Origin of the sequence: Ruegeria profundi, assembly GCF_049800715.1 — a bacterium.
Lineage (GTDB): Bacteria > Pseudomonadota > Alphaproteobacteria > Rhodobacterales > Rhodobacteraceae > Ruegeria > Ruegeria profundi_A.
In genome coordinates this window covers 144,379-160,931 of the sequence record NZ_JBNAFO010000011.1, presented here as the reverse complement: position 1 = coordinate 160,931, position 16,553 = coordinate 144,379, and the positions used below count along the sequence as shown (strand labels likewise).

Annotated in this window: 22 protein-coding genes; 11 read left to right on the top strand and 11 right to left on the bottom strand. The window is 58.6% G+C overall.

Annotation, left to right across the window (positions count from 1 at the left end; genetic code table 11):
- The first annotated feature begins 60 nt into the window (after positions 1-60).
- A complete protein-coding gene (gene yghU / locus ACP15L_RS17660) occupies positions 61-939 on the top strand; it encodes a glutathione-dependent disulfide-bond oxidoreductase (protein ID WP_425085173.1) in 879 nt (292 codons plus the stop codon).
- Positions 940-997: 58 nt separating this feature from the next.
- Here the strand turns inward: yghU and ACP15L_RS17655 are convergent, their stop codons facing one another.
- Both ACP15L_RS17655 and ACP15L_RS17650 read right to left on the bottom strand, forming a co-directional pair.
- Positions 998-1,786: an SseB family protein gene (locus ACP15L_RS17655; RefSeq protein ID WP_425085172.1), complete on the bottom strand. Its 789-nt coding sequence runs from the start codon at positions 1,784-1,786 to the stop codon at positions 998-1,000.
- Entirely contained in the window at positions 1,779-2,366 is a 588-nt protein-coding gene (locus ACP15L_RS17650; RefSeq protein WP_425085171.1) for a uracil-DNA glycosylase family protein, read from the bottom strand. Before ACP15L_RS17650 ends, ACP15L_RS17655 begins: the two co-directional genes overlap by 8 nt.
- Before the next feature lie 237 nt (positions 2,367-2,603).
- Here ACP15L_RS17650 and ACP15L_RS17645 point away from each other — a divergent pair, with 237 nt between their 5' ends.
- From ACP15L_RS17645 to ACP15L_RS17630, 4 genes are read left to right on the top strand one after another with little or no spacing between them, the layout of a single operon-like run.
- Positions 2,604-3,263, top strand: a complete 660-nt coding sequence (locus ACP15L_RS17645; RefSeq protein WP_425085170.1) for an ABC transporter ATP-binding protein — start codon at positions 2,604-2,606, stop codon at positions 3,261-3,263.
- Positions 3,241-4,809, top strand: a complete 1,569-nt coding sequence (locus ACP15L_RS17640) for a capsule biosynthesis protein (RefSeq protein ID WP_425085169.1) — start codon at positions 3,241-3,243, stop codon at positions 4,807-4,809. Before ACP15L_RS17645 ends, ACP15L_RS17640 begins: the two co-directional genes overlap by 23 nt.
- A 5-nt stretch (positions 4,810-4,814) precedes the next feature.
- Positions 4,815-5,648, top strand: coding sequence for a 3-deoxy-8-phosphooctulonate synthase (gene kdsA / locus ACP15L_RS17635; RefSeq protein WP_425085168.1), 834 nt, complete (start codon positions 4,815-4,817; stop codon positions 5,646-5,648).
- A 15-nt stretch (positions 5,649-5,663) separates the two neighbouring features.
- Positions 5,664-7,160, top strand: coding sequence for a phosphomannomutase/phosphoglucomutase (locus tag ACP15L_RS17630; RefSeq protein WP_425085167.1), 1,497 nt, complete (start codon positions 5,664-5,666; stop codon positions 7,158-7,160).
- A 28-nt stretch (positions 7,161-7,188) separates the two neighbouring features.
- On the opposite strand, the gene ACP15L_RS17625 is transcribed toward ACP15L_RS17630, so the two are convergent.
- A complete protein-coding gene (locus ACP15L_RS17625) occupies positions 7,189-9,135 on the bottom strand; it encodes an AsmA family protein (RefSeq protein WP_425085166.1) in 1,947 nt (648 codons plus the stop codon).
- A gap of 97 nt (positions 9,136-9,232) precedes the next feature.
- Here ACP15L_RS17625 and rimO point away from each other — a divergent pair, with 97 nt between their 5' ends.
- Both rimO and ACP15L_RS17615 read left to right on the top strand, forming a co-directional pair.
- Entirely contained in the window at positions 9,233-10,621 is a 1,389-nt protein-coding gene (gene rimO / locus ACP15L_RS17620) for a 30S ribosomal protein S12 methylthiotransferase RimO (protein ID WP_425085165.1), read from the top strand.
- A gap of 118 nt (positions 10,622-10,739) precedes the next feature.
- Positions 10,740-11,063 (top strand): hypothetical protein, encoded by a 324-nt coding sequence (locus ACP15L_RS17615; protein ID WP_170680414.1) that lies wholly within the window; start codon positions 10,740-10,742, stop codon positions 11,061-11,063.
- A 36-nt stretch (positions 11,064-11,099) separates the two neighbouring features.
- Here ACP15L_RS17615 and ACP15L_RS17610 read toward each other — a convergent pair whose 3' ends face one another.
- Together ACP15L_RS17610 and ACP15L_RS17605 are read right to left on the bottom strand one after the other, a co-directional pair.
- Positions 11,100-11,456 carry a diacylglycerol kinase gene (locus ACP15L_RS17610; RefSeq protein WP_425085164.1) on the bottom strand — a complete coding sequence of 119 codons (357 nt, stop codon included), beginning with the start codon at positions 11,454-11,456 and terminating at the stop codon, positions 11,100-11,102.
- Positions 11,457-11,595: 139 nt separating this feature from the next.
- Positions 11,596-11,781: a hypothetical protein gene (locus ACP15L_RS17605; RefSeq protein ID WP_425085163.1), complete on the bottom strand. Its 186-nt coding sequence runs from the start codon at positions 11,779-11,781 to the stop codon at positions 11,596-11,598.
- A gap of 229 nt (positions 11,782-12,010) precedes the next feature.
- On the opposite strand from ACP15L_RS17605, the gene ACP15L_RS17600 reads away from it, so the two are divergent.
- The gene (locus ACP15L_RS17600; RefSeq protein ID WP_170689272.1) at positions 12,011-12,253 is read left to right on the top strand and encodes a CDGSH iron-sulfur domain-containing protein; all 243 of its coding nucleotides are present in this window, start codon (positions 12,011-12,013) and stop codon (positions 12,251-12,253) included.
- Positions 12,254-12,276: 23 nt separating this feature from the next.
- Here ACP15L_RS17600 and ACP15L_RS17595 read toward each other — a convergent pair whose 3' ends face one another.
- The 4 genes from ACP15L_RS17595 to ACP15L_RS17580 all read right to left on the bottom strand — a co-directional run bounded on the left by ACP15L_RS17595 (position 12,277) and on the right by ACP15L_RS17580 (position 13,947).
- Entirely contained in the window at positions 12,277-12,546 is a 270-nt protein-coding gene (locus tag ACP15L_RS17595) for a DUF6455 family protein (protein ID WP_170468240.1), read from the bottom strand.
- A 14-nt stretch (positions 12,547-12,560) separates the two neighbouring features.
- Positions 12,561-12,812, bottom strand: a complete 252-nt coding sequence (locus tag ACP15L_RS17590; RefSeq protein ID WP_170492215.1) for a DUF6455 family protein — start codon at positions 12,810-12,812, stop codon at positions 12,561-12,563.
- 68 nt (positions 12,813-12,880) lie between these two features.
- Positions 12,881-13,249 carry a YigZ family protein gene (locus ACP15L_RS17585; RefSeq protein WP_170701958.1) on the bottom strand — a complete coding sequence of 123 codons (369 nt, stop codon included), beginning with the start codon at positions 13,247-13,249 and terminating at the stop codon, positions 12,881-12,883.
- A complete protein-coding gene (locus ACP15L_RS17580) occupies positions 13,246-13,947 on the bottom strand; it encodes a M48 family metallopeptidase (protein WP_425085162.1) in 702 nt (233 codons plus the stop codon). Before ACP15L_RS17580 ends, ACP15L_RS17585 begins: the two co-directional genes overlap by 4 nt.
- Positions 13,948-14,067: 120 nt before the next feature.
- On the opposite strand from ACP15L_RS17580, the gene ACP15L_RS17575 reads away from it, so the two are divergent.
- From ACP15L_RS17575 to ACP15L_RS17565, 3 genes are all read left to right on the top strand, one after another.
- The gene (locus ACP15L_RS17575) at positions 14,068-14,307 is read left to right on the top strand and encodes a hypothetical protein (protein ID WP_170460576.1); all 240 of its coding nucleotides are present in this window, start codon (positions 14,068-14,070) and stop codon (positions 14,305-14,307) included.
- A gap of 187 nt (positions 14,308-14,494) precedes the next feature.
- The gene (locus ACP15L_RS17570) at positions 14,495-15,073 is read left to right on the top strand and encodes a nitroreductase family protein (RefSeq protein ID WP_425085161.1); all 579 of its coding nucleotides are present in this window, start codon (positions 14,495-14,497) and stop codon (positions 15,071-15,073) included.
- Entirely contained in the window at positions 15,070-15,762 is a 693-nt protein-coding gene (locus ACP15L_RS17565; protein WP_425085160.1) for an EI24 domain-containing protein, read from the top strand. Before ACP15L_RS17570 ends, ACP15L_RS17565 begins: the two co-directional genes overlap by 4 nt.
- 2 nt (positions 15,763-15,764) lie before the next feature.
- On the opposite strand, the gene ACP15L_RS17560 is transcribed toward ACP15L_RS17565, so the two are convergent.
- Together ACP15L_RS17560 and mce are read right to left on the bottom strand one after the other, a co-directional pair.
- Positions 15,765-16,037 carry a DUF1467 family protein gene (locus ACP15L_RS17560; protein WP_170374730.1) on the bottom strand — a complete coding sequence of 91 codons (273 nt, stop codon included), beginning with the start codon at positions 16,035-16,037 and terminating at the stop codon, positions 15,765-15,767.
- 21 nt (positions 16,038-16,058) lie between these two features.
- Positions 16,059-16,463, bottom strand: coding sequence for a methylmalonyl-CoA epimerase (gene mce / locus ACP15L_RS17555; RefSeq protein WP_425085159.1), 405 nt, complete (start codon positions 16,461-16,463; stop codon positions 16,059-16,061).
- Positions 16,464-16,553 lie beyond the last annotated feature (90 nt).

The window sequence follows — 16,553 nt, the reverse complement described above, 5'->3', positions numbered from 1 at the left end:
GCAACATTAGCTGTTAGCGCATCGGCTTTGCAGCCCTGCGATTGGCAAGAAAGGCATCAGATGAGCGATCAATCCACTTACACTCCCCCCAAAGTCTGGACCTGGGACAGCGAAAGCGGCGGACGCTTCGCCAATATCAACCGCCCCATCGCCGGCGCAACCCATGACAAGGACCTGCCCATTGGCCGCCACCCCATGCAGCTCTATTCGCTGGCAACACCCAATGGCGTCAAAGTGACCGTCATGCTCGAAGAGCTTTTGGCGTTGGGTCATGAAGGCGCCGAATACAATGCGTGGCTGATCAATATCGGCGAAGGGGACCAGTTCAGCTCGGGCTTTGTCGAGGCGAACCCGAACTCGAAAATCCCGGCGCTCTGGGATCGGTCAGGTGATGCTCCGGTGCGCGTGTTCGAAAGCGCCTCAATCCTGTTCCATCTGGCCGAAAAGTTCGGAGCGTTCTTGCCCGAGTCAGGCCCGGAGCGGACCGAGGTGATGAACTGGGTGTTCTGGCAGATGGGCAGCGCGCCTTATCTGGGCGGCGGGTTCGGCCATTTCTACGCTTACGCGCCCGAGAAATGGGAATACCCGATCAACCGCTTTGCCATGGAGGCCAAGCGCCAGCTGGACGTGCTGGACCGTCAACTGGCCGAAAACACCTATATTGCAGGCGAGGATTACTCGATCGCAGATATGGCGATTTGGCCTTGGTACGGGCAGCTGGTGCTTGGACGTCTTTATGATGCAGCCGAGTTCCTCGATGTGGAATCCTATGAAAACGTCAAGCGTTGGGCCAAGGCGATTGACGCGCGTCCGGCCGTAAAGCGGGGCCGCATGGTCAACCGCCCGTTTGGCGAGCTGCACACGCAGTTGCATGAACGTCACGAGGCCAGCGACTTCGAAACCCGCACGCAGGACAAGCTGGAAGCGGCAGCGGATTAATTTCTTCGAGGTTCGTTCGGGACATTTGGCGCGGTGAAAAAGAGTGCACCGCGCTTTTTTATTTCAGGATCGGCGGGTTTTCTGGATCGCTGCCGGGCACAGGTCGCGTCAGGTCACGAGCTTCGGGTTGCGGCAGGTCGAACCGCAAACCAACCTTCGCCAAAGACGCGGCAGCGGGGGCTTCGGGCGCAAAAAACCCGACATCCATCGCTCCGGCTTCGATCCCGGAAAAGGTCAGCGCCTCGGATGCAGCCTTGGCCAACGCCGATTGCGCCCCGTCAACAGCCCCTACAAAGCCCAGCAAGTGACCAGAAGCCCCGGTTTCGGATTTGGTGCCAACCAGATAGGCCGCCTGAGCCAGACCTACAGCAGTCGACAGTTTTGTATCCAACGCACGCAACAGGGTTTCCGGCAAACCGGCCGGGGGCAAAAGCTCGGCCAGTTTCTCTTCGACCTCGGCGGGCACATGTTCCAGCGTTGTCGCCAACCACCCGAGCGCCTCGGACGGGATCAGCATCGAGGATGGCGCGACCTCGAGGTTCAGGCCCAGACCAATCCCATGCCCCGCCAGCATCGAAGACAGGATACGCCCCGAAAGCGCCGCGTATGGAACCGGACGTCCGGCAAACTGCGCCAACCGATCCTCGCGATCAAAGGCCAGTACGAAGCGGCCATCGGCCACGTCGAACAGTTCGGGTGAGATATTCTCGCCCTGCGCCTCTTCGGTCAGCATCAGGAACAGTTCACTATCGGCAAGCCGCTCAAAAAAGCGGAGCCGGGCGGCATCGTCCTGCGGGGCGGCTTCCATCGCGGTATGCGCTGTGTCCAGCGCCGTTGCTTCAGTCATTCAGAACCTCTTGCACCCGTGCCCGCAAGACCGGCAGCAGGTCGGTCTCGAACCACGGGTTTTTCTTGATCCATGCCGTATTGCGCCAGGACGGATGAGGCAAGGCAAAGATGTGCGGCGCGTGGTCCCGCCAATTGCGGACCGTCTCAGTGACCGAACTGCGCACTCCAAGATGGTACTTATGTGCGTGCCCCCCGACCAACACTGTCAGAGGAACCGGCCCCAGCGCCTGAACGACCCGGTCGTGCCATGTTTTGCGGCACAAGGCAGGAGGTGGCAGATCCGCTTTTCGCTCGTCATATCCAGGAAAGCAAAACGCCATGGGCACAATGGAAAGACGATCCCGATTGTAAAACATCCCCTCGTCGATCCCCAACCAATCCCGCAAGCGATCCCCCGACGGGTCTGTAAACGGCCGCCCCGACTCATGTACCCGCGCGCCCGGAGCCTGCCCCGCAACCAGAATCGGAGCGCCAGCGCGGAACCAGACGACAGGGCGCGGCGCGTGCTGCGTCGCGGTTTGCGCAAACGCATCCGCACACAGCCGACAGGCCGAGATTTCCTTTTGCAGATCACTCATAACCGCAGTCTTGCCCCGAAATCGTGAGTATCAAGCGAAGATAACCACCCTCCAACCTGCCGCCAAAACATCTTTTCGTGTTGATGTTTGCCACGGTTTGATCTGCACTTTGCGAACGTGCATTGATCATTTGTTTCATAATTCGACATAATGTAGCCAACATAAAACGATAGACTTCGCATCCAAACGCTCACCAAAAAGAGCGATCAAACCAAAGGATTGAGCAGCAGGCCAAGCATGCTTGAGTTCGAGAATGTCAGTAAATCCTTCTGGACGGGGACGCGCCGCAAGGTGATCCTCGACCGGGCTTCGTTCCGGGTCGAACTCGGGACGTCGCTGGGTGTGCTTGCGCCGAACGGGACGGGAAAAACCACTCTGATCAATATGATGGCGGGTTTGGAAAAGCCCGATGAAGGGGTCATCCGGCGTGAGTGCAAGGTGTCTTTCCCGATGGGGTTTACCGGTGGTGTCTCCTCGAAGATGTCTGCATTGGAGAACGCACGCTATATCGCCAAAATCTACGGTATGGACCCCGACTATGTCGAAGCCTACTGCAGCTGGCTGTGCGGTCTCGGCGAGTATTTCAACCAGCCTTTGGCCACCTATTCGTCAGGCATGAAGGCCAGATTCACCTTTGCGCTGATGCTGGCACTGGACTTCGACATGTACCTGATTGATGAGGGCATGCCCGCGTCCACGGATGTGGAATTCAACCATAAGGCCGGCGCGATCCTGCAGGAAAGGCTGCGCACGACAACGCTGGTCATCGTGTCGCACAGCCCCGCAACGCTGGAGAAACTCGTGAAACAGGCGGCTGTTCTGGTCGACGGCCAGTTGCGCATGTTTGAAACCTTGGAAGAGGCAAAGCAGTTATATGACTACGAAACCCAAGGTTAGAAAATACAACTGGCGACATAAGGCGCAATCAGGCACATCGCCTGAGGCCCGCTCGGACGCCATGGCGCGCATCCGCAGCGCCACGCAGGCCTCGTCGGGCGAAACGCAGCCCGGGACCGAGCTGGACGATATCAAGCGCGAGGGCCTGACCGGTCGGCAATTGCGTATCGCCCGGCGTCTGGCCAGCAAACACGGTCTGGCGGCGACTTCGGACTATGACGCGGTGCGCCTGTTGCGCAAGAAGGGAATCGATCCATTCCGACGCAGCAATTTGCTGGAGCTTGCCTCGGCCAATGCTTCGGCGAAAACGGATAGTGACGAAACGGCAGCCGTCCAGTTGCCGCAACCGGTGAGCGAGGCCCCTCAGACCCTGCCCGGACCTGAGATGAGCCCGGCCGAGCGGCGCGATCGCGAAATCGGTCAGATCCAGAAGGACATCGCCCTCCGCCGAAAAAAGAAACTGGCGGCGCTGTTCGCACGGCTTGCGGTGTTCGTCTTTCTGCCCACTTTTGTGGTTGGCTACTATTTCTATCGCGAAGCGACACCGATGTATGCCAGCGACTCGGCCTTTTCGATCCTGCAAGCTGACGGCGGCGGCGGAACGATTGGCGGCCTGTTGAGCGGAACCCAATATGCAACCGCGCAGGATTCGGTTTCCACCCAAGAGTTTCTCGAATCCAAGGATGCATTAGAGCGGTTGGAACGGGACATGGGCTTTTCTCAGATCTTCAAGCAGGAATGGATCGACCCGATCCAGAGGCTGCCTCAGGACGCCAGCCTGGAAGACACTCACAAGCTGTATAAACGTATGGTGACCATCGGATATGACCCAAGTGACGGGATTGTTCGGATGGAAGTCGCGGCCCCCGAACCTGAAATCGCTGTCGAACTGTCGCAACGCCTGATCTCTTACGCGGAAGAGCGGATCAACAGCCTGTCCGGCCTTAAGCGCGAGGATCAGATGCGCGACGCGCGCGAAGGCTTCGAGGCGGCCCATTCAGAACGGCGCAAAGCTCAGGAGGCACTAATCGAGTTGCAGCTGCAAGGTGCTTTGCTGGACCCAGAAAACGTCATTGCCGGTCTTCGCGGTCGGATCAATGAGATCGAGGTCGCCATTCAGGATAAAGAGCTGGAACTGGCCGCCTTGCAAGACAACCGTCGCCCAAACCAAGCCAAGGTCGATGGCGTCAGTGCCGATATCGCCCGCCTGGAAGTTGTCCTAGCCGAATTGAACGCCGAAATGCTGGACGCATCCGCAGGCGAAAACTCGCTGGCGCGGTTGAGCGTCCGAATCCAGATGGCGCAGGCCGATCTGGCGGCACGCGATATGATGCTGCAAACGGCAATGCAACAAATGGAAACCACGCGGTCCGAGGCGAACCGCAAAGTGCGTTACCTAACGGTTTCGGTGAACCCGGTAGAGGCGCAGGATCCGACCTATCCAAGGAAGTTCGAAAATACGATTTTGGCTTTCCTGTTGTTTGCTGGTATCTACCTGATGATCTCGCTTACCGCGTCGGTCCTTCGTGAACAGGTATCCTCGTAAGACATATGAAACATGTAAAAATCTCCGACCTGACGGTCGGCAACGACCTTCCGCTGACCATCATCGCCGGCCCCTGCCAGCTTGAGACGGCAGACCATGCCCAGATGATTGCGGGCGCCATGAAAGAAGCCTGCGACGCGGCCGGGGCGCAGTATGTATTCAAGGCGTCCTATGACAAGGCGAACCGAACCTCTTTGTCCGGCAAGCGCGGCATGGGGATTGATGCAGGGCTGAAGGTTCTGGATGACATTCGCAGCACTATGGGCATTCCCGTGCTGACCGATGTCCACACCGAAGCCCAATGCACCATCGCGGCTGAGGCCGTTGATATTCTGCAAATCCCAGCTTTTCTGTGCCGCCAGACCGATATGCTTTTGGCGGCGGGCGCAACGGGGAAGGCCGTGAACGTCAAAAAAGGCCAGTTTCTCGCCCCTTGGGAAATGGGCAACATCGTCGACAAGATCGAAAGCACAGGGAACCAGAATATCCTTCTAACGGAACGTGGAACCTCGTTCGGGTACAATACTCTGGTGGCTGATATGCGGGGCCTGCCGCAAATGGCGAAGACGGGCTATCCGGTCGTGATGGACGCGACGCATTCGGTGCAACAGCCGGGTGGCAAGGGTGGTTCCTCGGGCGGGCAGCGCGAGTTTGCGCCGGTGATGGCGCGCGCCGCCGTATCGCTGGGAATCGGAGCGGTGTTCATTGAAACCCATCAGGACCCAGACACAGCACCGTCTGATGGCCCCAACATGATCCCTTTGGATCAGATGCCCCATCTTGTTGACACATTGATGCGTTTTGATGCGCTGGCCAAAGCGAACCCGATTCAGATTTAACGATTGAGACCAGTTATGACCAAACCCATTCCCGAGGTGACCCCAAACACCTGGAGCTTTCTGCGCGACCCGATGATCAAACCCACCGGGTTCCGCGAATATGATGCACGCTGGAAGTACCCTGATGAGATCAACCTGCCGGGCATGACCGCCCTTGGTCTTGGGATCGGTACTCAGATGCACAAACGCGGCATCGCGCCGGTCATTGCGGTTGGCAATGACTACCGCGACTATTCTCTGGCCATCAAAAACGCGTTGATCCTCGGCCTGATGCAGGCGGGTATTCAGGTGAAGGACATCGGCCCTGCCCTTAGCCCAATGGCCTATTTCGCGCAATTCCATCTGGATGTTCCGGCGGTGGCGATGGTCACCGCCAGCCATAACCCAAACGGCTGGACCGGGGTCAAAATGGGTTTCGACCGACCGCTGACCCACGGCCCGGATGAGATGTCCGAGCTGCACGACATCGTACTGAATGGCGAGACTTTGGCGCGCGAGGGTGGCTCATACGAATTCGTCGATGGCGTGAAAGAGGCTTATATCGACGATCTGGTCGGCGATTTCAAAATGTCCCGCCCGCTTAAGGTGGTTTGCGCCACGGGCAACGGCACCGCCTCGGCCTTTGCACCCGAGATTTTTGAGCGGATCGGTGTTGAGGTTGTGCCCAGCCACACCGAACTCGACTACACATTCCCAAACTACAATCCGAACCCCGAAGCCATGCAGATGTTGCATGACATGGCAGATGCGGTGAAATCCAGCGGTGCCGATCTGGCCTTGGGATTTGACGGCGACGGCGACCGCTGCGGAGTGGTCGATGACGAGGGCGAAGAGATCTTCGCCGACAAGGTCGGTGTCATCATGGCGCGCGATCTGGCCAAGCTGCATCCCGGCGCGACCTTTGTGGCCGACGTGAAATCCACTGGCCTGTTCGCCAGCGATCCGGAACTGCAGGCGCTCGGCGTCAAGGCAGATTACTGGAAAACCGGCCACAGCCATATGAAACGCCGGGTCAAGGAAATCGGAGCCCTTGCAGGGTTCGAAAAATCCGGCCACTACTTCCTCGCCGAGCCTGTTGGGCGCGGATATGACTGCGGGATGCGTGTTGCGGTGGAAATCTGCAAATTGATGGACCGCAACCCGGATCAGAGCATGTCCGATTTGCGCAAAGCTCTGCCCAAGACGTGGTCCACCCCGACCATGTCGCCCTACGCGGCAGATACCGAGAAATACGATATCCTGCAGCGTCTGGTGGACAAGCTGGTCGCCAAGGCCGACGCGGGCGATAGCTTCGCGGGCCGCGCCATCAAAGAGGTCGTCACCGTCAACGGCGCGCGCGTCATTCTGGACAATGGCAGCTGGGGTCTGGTGCGGGCCTCGTCGAACACCCCGAATCTGGTGGTCGTCTGCGAAAGCAGCGAAAGCGAGGCCGAGATGCGGGCGATTTTTGCCGACATCGATGCTGTCATCCGGACCGAGCCCGGCGTCGGCGACTACGACCAAACGATCTAAAAGAAAGGGGCGCCGATGTGCGCCCCGATCAATCCCCTCCGAACAGCTTGAGCAAGCCTTTCTTGGCTTCCTCCTCTAGCTTGTCCTTCAGCACGTCTTCGATTTGATCAGTGTCTGTGATGGTCGAGTCCAGCTCTGACCCGACCTTTTCCAGAACCTTGGCTTTGGCGTCGTTTTCCAGATCTTTCAGCTTTCCCTCTGCCGCTGCCTCGATGACCTTTGTCAGGTCCGGACGGATCGAAGGGTCGCTCCACGGGCCGACAATACGCACAGGCACAGCGATGCCTGCGCCTGAGTTGGCACGCAGGGCGACCGGCGTGAACAGATAGTCGACATCGCGCGTGCCGATCCCGACGCGCCCCGATCCATCCGCCCTGAAATTATCCAGCGACATGAGCAGATCGTTGTTCGTCAGATTGCCGCCATCCATCGTGAAACTGGCTGTCAGGCTGTTGAACACTGTGGTCCCTCCGGACCCTTCGCCGCGCCCCATTAGCCGGTTCAGGTCGAAGCCGGAGATGACGCCCTTCCCGACCGAAATATCGCCCTTCCCGGACAGCGACCGCATGATCGCATCTTCGGTCTGCCCCACGCCCAGAAACTCCAGCGAGGCCGAGGCCGTTCCCGTCAGCCGTTCAACCCCTCCGAGCGTTGACAGCGCCTGCTGCACATCGATTTCTTCAGCCGTGAAGTTTCCGCCGACGGACAGGCCGTTGCGATTATTGGCCACCACCTGTCCGTTCAATTGTCCGGAAAACAGGGTCGCGGGTTGCATTTTCAGAACCGCTCGCGACCGGTCGAGGTTGAGCGTCAGGTCGCTTTGTCCAAGCGTCATGTCCGGCACAGCGATGGAGGACGCGGTGAGTCGAATCGAGCCATTCGCCAAACCCAGCGCCGACGCGTCGATGGGTGTCGTCGACCACCCATCGCTGGTAGAGGCCCCTCCACCACCGGAACCTGTATCGACGGTGTCTGCGAAGGTTGAAAAATCCAGATCCCCGGCCCGCAACCGGGCTGTGATCTGCGGAGGGTCGGAAATCACGATATCGGCCTCGCCATCGAACCGGTTGTGATCCAACACGGCGGTCATGTCTCGCAAAGAGATGCGACCGTCTCGCGTATAGGTCATCTGCCCCGACACATCTGCCACGCGCCCCAGACCATTGGGCACCGCCACCCCCGCCTGCCCGAACGCGGCCAGCATGGCGTCGGTATTGCCAGTCTTGACCTCAGTCTTGCCGTCCATCTCTCCTTCGATGGTCGCGCGCCCGTTGAAGGCGATACGCCCGCCCGGTGCTGTCATCGAAAGCTCTAGCGGTGCCGCGGCGCCCGAGGCAAAGGCTGGAAGATCAGGTAGTTTTAGATTCACCTGAACAGTGCCACCGGGCACGGCCATATTGGCCTCCATGATCATCGGCGCCGAGACATCCGGCCATTGCGCCGAGAGGTTGACGTCCCGGAAATTCCACTTGGTCGCTCCGTTTTCGATAAAGATCAGGCGCGCGTTGCTGAGCTCCAGCCGGTCGAGCGTGATCGGTTGCGTGGCCTGAGGCGCGGATGCTGTTCCTGCGCCGGTACTAGGAGCTGATGCAGGTGCAGTCAGTTCCCAATTGCCGCGGCCGTCAGCGTATTCCAGCCGCAGAACAGGACCTTCGGCAAAGACCTGTTTGATCCGGATCTCGCCCCCCCACAGCGCCGCCGCATCCACACCGAAAGACAGGCTTTCAGCGCTCAGCATCGGCTCAGAACCAGCCCAATCGGCATTGCCGAAGGTCACCGGCCCAGTTTCAAGGCCCAGAACCGGCCAGAAGGAGATCGAGACATCGCCCGAGAAGGTCAGGTCACGCCCCGTTTCCGCCTTGACCTGTTCGGCCAGAAGCGCACCTAGCTTGTCGCCGGGCATCAACAAAAGCGCGCCCAAAACAAGGCCCACAACGGCCACCAAGATGAACAGGATACGTATCAGCCATTTCATCTAACTGCTCTCCGCCTTTTTTGGCTTGTGTTTGGGGTATCATTCAAACCCACGGCCGCATTTGCAAGGGGAACCAATCCAAACTATATGCGGCCGCATGAGTAGCAATCCGCCAAACCTCCGCCCCGACCTAGCCCCGTCTGCTCGGATCACCGACACGCCGCGTTCAGGCCAGCCGACAATTGGTATGGTCTCATTGGGCTGCCCCAAAGCGCTGGTAGACAGCGAGCGCATCCTGACCAGGCTGCGCGCCGAAGGGTACGGCATTTCACCCGATTATTCCGGGGCCGATGCCGTGATTGTGAACACTTGCGGGTTTCTGGACAGCGCCAAGGCCGAATCTCTGGACGCCATCGGCGAGGCTCTGGTCGAAAACGGCAAGGTCATCGTGACTGGCTGTCTGGGGGCCGAGCCGGACTATATCCGGGAACACCACCCGCGCATCATGGCCGTCACCGGCCCGCATCAGTACGAGCAGGTTCTGGACGCGGTGCATGTGGCGGTACCGCCCGATCCGGACCCCTTCGTGGATCTGCTGCCTGCCAGCTCGGTGCAGCTGACACCGCGGCACTATAGCTATCTCAAGATTTCGGAGGGCTGTAACCACAAGTGCAAATTCTGCATCATCCCCGACATGCGCGGCAAGCTTGCCAGCCGTCCGGCCCATGCGGTGCTGCGGGAGGCTGAAAAGCTGGTCGAAAACGGCGTGCGTGAGCTGCTGGTGATCAGTCAGGATACCTCGGCCTATGGGTTGGACCGGAAATACGATGTGAACCCGTGGAAGGACCGCGAGGTGCGCAGCCATATCACCGATCTGGCGCGCGAATTGGGGCAGCTCGATGCCTGGATTCGGCTACACTATGTCTACCCCTACCCGCATGTGCGCGAGTTGATCCCGCTGATGGCAGATGCGGGCTGCAACGTGCTGCCCTATCTGGATATCCCCTTTCAGCATGCGCACCCGGATGTGCTGAAGCGCATGGCCCGTCCGGCCGCAGCCGCCAAAACACTCGATGAGATCAAAGCCTGGCGCGAGATCTGCCCGGACATCACTCTGCGCTCGACCTTCATTGTTGGCTTTCCAGGCGAGACCGAGGCCGAATTCCAGACCTTGCTCGATTGGATGGACGAGGCGCAATTGGATCGTGTTGGTTGTTTTCAGTACGAAAACGTTGATGGCGCGCGCTCGAACGATCTACCCGATCATGTGGCCCCTGAGGTCAAGCAGGACCGATGGGACCGTTTCATGGAGAAAGCGCAGGCGATCTCTGAAGCCAAACTGGAAGCCAAGGTCGGTCAGACCCTCCAGGTCATCGTGGATGAGGTCGATGACGAGGCCGCCACCTGCCGAACCAAGGCCGACGCGCCCGAGATTGACGGCAACCTTTTCATTGATGAGGGGTTCGAAACCCTCAAACCCGGAGACCTCGTTACGGTCGAGGTCGATGAAGCGGGTGAGTATGACTTGTGGGGCAAACGGGTTTGAACACCCCTAACCCTATGATCTGACAACTACAAATAAGTTAGGGCAAGCGTGAGCCGAGTTTATTGGCGCTTGCCCGCCAAAGCCGCGATGCTGAACTCGACACGGGTTGGAGGGTTTCATGTTTCGGTTTCCGAAGATTTCATCGCATTTCAAATTGCTGGCGGTGGCGGCCATGATGCTGGCGCCTCCGGTCGCGGCGCAGCACGCGCATAGCGGCGCGGTCACGATCTTGTCAGTCGGTGGCAACAAGCTGGTGATTTACACGCGCAGCAAACACTTTGTTCACCGGCATCACGCGGCTCCGGTCCTCAAACACAAGGTCAAACTGGGCAAGCGTGTCCTGCATCCGCGTCGTAAACTGGTTCTCAAGCATCACAGGCCGCGGCATCTGAAACACAGATCATTTGGTCTGCGCCACAGGATACATCGCAAGTTTCGCTGAGCGCTCCACGGCGTTTCAAGCGTAGCTTAAGGCGGTCTAGATCAGGCCGATCAGCGCTACGGCCCAGGCAATCCCAGCGGCAATCGCTGTCAATGCAACAGCTGCGCTCGCAGCATCTTTGGCCAGTCCCGCCAGCGGATGATGGTCGGTCGAGGTATAGTCGACCGCCCGCTCGATGGCCGTGTTGAACAGCTCGGCCACGAGCACGAGGACGCCCATGACAAGGATCAACCCACGCTCGGCCCCGCTGATCGGCAGCCACACAGCAAGCACCGCCGAGATCAGGTTGGCATAGCCCCAGACGCGAAAAGAATACTCATCCCGCCAGGTGGCGACCAATCCTTGCCAGCTCCATTTGGTGCGGTCCTTTAGGCGGGAAAAGAAATTGAGCATGGGTCCTCGGGCGATTGCTTTCGTGCCGTTCTGAAGGGTTGGCAAGCGCAGTGCAATGGGCAAGAAAAAACCGCCCCAAGGGCGGCATCCACTTCGTTTGATGTGCAGACGGCCCGCATTGGGGCCGCCTGCAAAACCTTTATTGTATCGGGTCACAGACAGTCTGGCCTGCTTCGGTTGTTGCCAGCTGATACCCGCCCGGGCAGCTTGGTGTGCCAGCTTTATCATAGCTCGGCTGAACGTATACTGGGGTCGGTTCTTCCTGCTGCGCACAAGCAGTCAGGATCAGAGCAAACGCACCAACGGCGGCAAACTTCAGTTTCATGTCCATCATTCCTTTATTACTTTGCTGATATTGCCCAATTTTCGGGGCCACGACCAGAATACGGGCTGACAAGCAATCTGGCAACAGAATCAATCACAAAACCGTGAAACGCAGCGATTCCATGCCAGCATGACCGGCAATTTGCGACTTACTCGCCAAGACAGGCTACCTTTTTCGAAACATAACCCTAGACTTTTTTCAGACATCAGCCAAAGGACGGAGTAGCCAAATGTCTCAATCCCCGATCATCGCCCAAGACTCGCCCATTCCCGTCGAGGTCGAAGAAGGGAAAAGCTATTTCTGGTGCTCCTGCGGCCAGTCTAAGCGGCAACCTTTCTGCGATGGCTCCCACAAAGGCAGCACGTTCGAGCCAGTCAAATACACCGCTGAGGCCAGCAAAAAGGTGTTCTTCTGTGGGTGTAAACATACGTCCAAGCAACCCCTGTGCGACGGGTCGCATTCCAAGCTCTGAAAGGCATTTCAGGTCCTGAGACTTCAGGCCTGTTCTGTTTGCGCAGCCTTGAGCGCGGCAAATTTCGCCCGATTCGGACAGGTCTGCGGTGCGTCTGTGCCCGCGGCCTGCCGATCCATCCATTCGGGGCAATCCTGCGCAGATGAGCACCCCCGGCAGAACTGGATCATCTCGGCCCATTCCTCTTGGCTAAGCTTGCCGGACCGATGCGCATGAACAAGGTCTGCGCCGGTTGTCTGCCCCATGCGCAGGACCAGACGGAAGTGGGTCATGATGTTTCCCAGATGCGGCATCCTACCAACCCGCGCTAGGGCATCAGTTTATGCAGCAAGTCTTTGTTGCGGCAGTATTCAGGGGTCCGGCTTAGAGACGATGCTTGAGCCAGCAGCGTTTGGCAATTGTCGGGATTGGGGCAATCGGTGCAGCGCAGTACCGCCTCCGAAAGCTGGTCCATGGACACGTCGCCCCGGATAGTGGCTTCCTCCAGATCGACATCCAGCATGTTTGCCATGTCGTCCACCAAACCGGCATGCAATCGCAGTGATTTCAGGCTGGGCATGTTGCGTCCTTTCCCTGTCGCGCTGGCAAACAGGGTAGCAAGCATGGACCATAGGACTTTGATTCAGGTCAAATTGGGGCGCTGATCCGGTCCAGATAGGCGCGCGTGGCGTCCTGAACGCGACGAAAGCGATCTCCGCCCAGTTTCTTGCCGCCATACCAGCGGGTGACGATGATCACGTGATTGCGCAGCCCTTCACGCTCCAACATACGTAGGATCACCATGCCAGCGCCGCTTTCGCCATCGTCCGCCTTTAGTCCGCCGGTCGGCAAAACCGCCGCCCATGTATTGTGCGTGGCCTTAGCATAGCTTTTGTCCGAACGCAGCGCGTCCAGCACCGCATCAATCTCGGCCCGCGATTCGACATGCGCGCCCGATACCGCGTATTTCGAGCCCCGATCCGTCAGGACAACCCCCATCCGAAACACATCCGTCATTGGGTCAATCCAAGCTTCCGGGCCGTTTCCTGAACGATCTGCACGCGCTGCGCGTTGGGTGGATGCGTGCTGAGGAACTTGTCAGCAGGATCCGGAATGCGGTCGAAATACTTGGCACCGACCAGAGGGTTATATCCGGCATTATAGGTAATGATGGTACCCAGTTGATCGGCCTCAAGCTCGAAGGTCTGGACATAGGCCTGCACACCCACTTTAGCACCCAGTTTCTGCGCCTCTTCAATCTCGGCGTCGCTGCCGCCGCGAAGCCGCGCCAAGTCTCCGAATTTCGCGGCACTGGCGCTGGCGTTTTCGCTTTGACGGGCGATATGACTCAGAACGTGATGCGCCGCCTCATGGCCCATGACAAAGGCCAACTCATCCGCGTTCTGGGCCGACTGGATCATCGAGCGGGTAAAAATGATCACCGGCTGTTTTTTGTCATCCAGTGTTTGAAACGCATTGGCCGGAGCCTTGGGATTCAAGTCTACCAGAATCCGGAAGTCGCAGTTCTGCCCTTTTGAGGTACGCAGACATTGCGCGCGTGCTTCGTCACCGATTGCCTGGCTCACCTCACGGAAGGTCTCAACCGTCACAGGCGAGTCCGAGGCCTCCCACTCGGCGACGGACTGCTCACGCAGGGTTTCAACGCTGCATGCCGCCAGAAACAGTGCAATCACCAGAAGAATGAGTCGACGCATCAGGTTTCCTTCAAGCGGCCAGGCCTTAAGGGGACCATAGCGCGCGCATGACGGCACGACCATACCCGGATCGCACCCAAACGACTTGCATTGCGCGACGGTCGCGCGCACTCTGAGCATATGTTTTCGATTGAGCATGAATTCGACTCGACGGTGATTACTCTGGTGGATGAAGGCGACAAGCCTTTGAACGAAGACGTCGTCATCAACAGCTTCGCTGAATGTGTAACGTTGGAGCAATTTGATCCCCGCACCGGTGAGGTCCAGAAAATAACACTGTCGCCTGAACAGGTGCGTGATCTGGCAGCCGCGCTGGACCTGCCCGAAGGCGTCTATCAGATTCGCGAAACGCAGGACTAAGGCCCCTAAAGCGCGCGCATGGACGGCGACACGCCGATGCCTTAGATATCCCAAATGTAGCCATTCAAACCCCTTTTCCGTTGGCCCCACCGTCCGGCCGGAAAAGACCCAGCGAACTTGCCCTGCCCCTTGAAACCCAAGCCGTGGCAACCAAAATACAAACCGCTGATGTAAAGGAAGTTAACATATGTCCCTGAAAAACCCTGCCGCGCTGGAATTTCTGCAGGTGCGCCGCTCTCGTCCGGCGAAAACGCTGATCGCGCCGGCTCCGACGCGGGATGAGCTGGTGCCGCTGCTGACCGCAGCCGCGCGCAGCCCTGATCATGGCAAGCTTGAGCCTTGGCGGTTCATCGTGCTGGAAAAAGGCGCGATGGCGCGTCTGGCCAGCCTGACCGAGGAATGCGGCACCGCTTTGGGCAAAAGCCCCGAAGACATCGCAAAGGCGCGTAGCCAGTTTGATCTGGGGCATCTGGCCGTGGCCGTGATCGAGGTCCAGAAACCGTCCGAGAAAATCCCAGCCATCGAACAGACCTATTCGGCGGGTGCGGTCTGTCTGGCGCTGCTGAACGCGGCATTGGCCGCAGGATGGGGCGCCAACTGGTTGTCCGGCTGGCAGACCCATGACCGGGCCTTCTGCCAAAAGGCATTTGGGCTAGCCGACAATGAAAGCGTCGCAGGCCTGATTCACATCGCCACCGAAGGCAGCGCCCCGCCCGAGCGCCCACGGCCTGATGTTGCCGCCCTGACGGACTGGGTCGCGGAATGATCATCCTCAACGCGTTTATTGCAGCGCTGGGTCAGATCGGAGACCCAAAATTTCGCTCTGTCCTGTTTCGGGGTATCGGGCTGACAATCCTGTTGCTGATCCTCGCCTGCGCGGGCGCGATCTGGTTCATCAATTCGCTGTCCGGCAGCGAGATTTCACTGCCATTTGTTGGCACGGTTTCCTGGTTGAACGACGTGCTGAATTACTCGGGCATTTTTCTGGTGCTGGTGTTGCCGGTGTTCTTAATGGTGCCGGTCGCCTCGGCCATCACCTCAATTTTTCTCGAGGACGTGGCGCAGGCCGTTGAGGACAAGCACTATCCAACCCTGCCCAAGGCTCCAAGGATACCGGTATCCGAGGCCATCATGGATGGGTTGGGCTTTTTAGGCGTGCTGATCCTAGCCAATATTCTGGCACTGATCCTCTACGCGATCTTCCCACCCTTCGCGCCCTTCATTTTCTGGGCGATGAACGGATTTCTGCTGGGTCGAGAGTACTTTACGCTGGCCGCCATGCGCCGCTTGGGCCGTGACGGGGCACGCAAGCTACGCGCCAAACACGTCACCACAATCTGGGCTGCAGGAACGCTGATGGCGATCCCGCTTTCCGTTCCTTTGGTGAACCTTGTGATCCCGATCCTCGGGGCGGCCACGTTCACCCATATTTACCACAAGCTTTCGGACACCTGAGATTAGCGCGGCTCCAACTGGTTCAACCAGTCGAAGTCGCGCACAGAAATCGCGCCTGATAGGATGATCCCGGCAATGATCGCCCACAAAACGATCGAAATGCCGGTGGTGATCCACATCTTCTTTTTCATGTGATGCTCTTCCGGCGCGCCCGCATGAGTGCCCGGAACGATATCCCCCAGATCGCCCTGAGTTTTGATGCGAATAGGCAGAACGATCAACAGCGTCATGAACCAAATGACGGCAAACAGAACCAAAGCGGCAGTGATAGTCATGTCAGGCCCTCCGGGCTGGCGTTACACCTGTTCCAACTCGACAAGGCAACCGTTGAAATCTTTGGGGTGAAGGAACAGCACCGGTTTGCCATGGGCACCGATCTTGGGCTCGCCGGAGCCTAGCACACGCGCGCCGGTTTCCTTCAGGTGGTCACGCGCGGCGATGATATCGTCGACCTCATAGCAGACATGATGGATACCTCCGGCGGGGTTCTTTTCCAGAAACCCGTTGATCGGGCTGTCCTCGCCCAAGGGGTACAAAAGTTCAATCTTCGTATTGGGCAGTTCGATAAAGACAACCGTCACACCATGATCGGGTTCATCCTGAGGCTCGCCCACCTTGGCGCCCAGCGCATTGCGGTATTGATCCGATGCGGCCTCAAGGTCCGGAACGGCGATGGCAACGTGGTTCAGGCGTCCAATCATGATAGTCTCCTCTGTCCTGCATTGCTTGGGTTATGGGGGCTGCCCGGCCAAAGAACAAGTGCGCCAAATTGCCCGTTAACCCTGTGTTAG

Coding starts and splice junctions, on each gene's coding strand:
- ACP15L_RS17590 (WP_170492215.1), bottom strand. CDS start 12,812: ATGCCCAGCCTGAAATCACTGCGATTGCATGCCGGTTTGGTGGACGAC.
- ACP15L_RS17585 (WP_170701958.1), bottom strand. CDS start 13,249: ATGACGGATGTGTTTCGGATGGGGGTTGTCCTGACGGATCGGGGCTCG.
- ACP15L_RS17570 (WP_425085161.1), top strand. CDS start 14,495: ATGTCCCTGAAAAACCCTGCCGCGCTGGAATTTCTGCAGGTGCGCCGC.
- ACP15L_RS17650 (WP_425085171.1), bottom strand. CDS start 2,366: ATGAGTGATCTGCAAAAGGAAATCTCGGCCTGTCGGCTGTGTGCGGAT.
- ACP15L_RS17655 (WP_425085172.1), bottom strand. CDS start 1,786: ATGACTGAAGCAACGGCGCTGGACACAGCGCATACCGCGATGGAAGCC.
- ACP15L_RS17625 (WP_425085166.1), bottom strand. CDS start 9,135: ATGAAATGGCTGATACGTATCCTGTTCATCTTGGTGGCCGTTGTGGGC.
- kdsA (WP_425085168.1), top strand. CDS start 4,815: ATGAAACATGTAAAAATCTCCGACCTGACGGTCGGCAACGACCTTCCG.
- ACP15L_RS17630 (WP_425085167.1), top strand. CDS start 5,664: ATGACCAAACCCATTCCCGAGGTGACCCCAAACACCTGGAGCTTTCTG.
- ACP15L_RS17595 (WP_170468240.1), bottom strand. CDS start 12,546: ATGCCGCATCTGGGAAACATCATGACCCACTTCCGTCTGGTCCTGCGC.
- ACP15L_RS17615 (WP_170680414.1), top strand. CDS start 10,740: ATGTTTCGGTTTCCGAAGATTTCATCGCATTTCAAATTGCTGGCGGTG.
- yghU (WP_425085173.1), top strand. CDS start 61: ATGAGCGATCAATCCACTTACACTCCCCCCAAAGTCTGGACCTGGGAC.
- ACP15L_RS17560 (WP_170374730.1), bottom strand. CDS start 16,037: ATGACTATCACTGCCGCTTTGGTTCTGTTTGCCGTCATTTGGTTCATG.
- ACP15L_RS17600 (WP_170689272.1), top strand. CDS start 12,011: ATGTCTCAATCCCCGATCATCGCCCAAGACTCGCCCATTCCCGTCGAG.
- ACP15L_RS17640 (WP_425085169.1), top strand. CDS start 3,241: ATGACTACGAAACCCAAGGTTAGAAAATACAACTGGCGACATAAGGCG.
- ACP15L_RS17605 (WP_425085163.1), bottom strand. CDS start 11,781: ATGAAACTGAAGTTTGCCGCCGTTGGTGCGTTTGCTCTGATCCTGACT.
- ACP15L_RS17565 (WP_425085160.1), top strand. CDS start 15,070: ATGATCATCCTCAACGCGTTTATTGCAGCGCTGGGTCAGATCGGAGAC.
- ACP15L_RS17645 (WP_425085170.1), top strand. CDS start 2,604: ATGCTTGAGTTCGAGAATGTCAGTAAATCCTTCTGGACGGGGACGCGC.
- ACP15L_RS17610 (WP_425085164.1), bottom strand. CDS start 11,456: ATGCTCAATTTCTTTTCCCGCCTAAAGGACCGCACCAAATGGAGCTGG.
- ACP15L_RS17580 (WP_425085162.1), bottom strand. CDS start 13,947: ATGCGTCGACTCATTCTTCTGGTGATTGCACTGTTTCTGGCGGCATGC.
- mce (WP_425085159.1), bottom strand. CDS start 16,463: ATGATTGGACGCCTGAACCACGTTGCCATCGCCGTTCCGGACCTTGAG.
- ACP15L_RS17575 (WP_170460576.1), top strand. CDS start 14,068: ATGTTTTCGATTGAGCATGAATTCGACTCGACGGTGATTACTCTGGTG.
- rimO (WP_425085165.1), top strand. CDS start 9,233: ATGAGTAGCAATCCGCCAAACCTCCGCCCCGACCTAGCCCCGTCTGCT.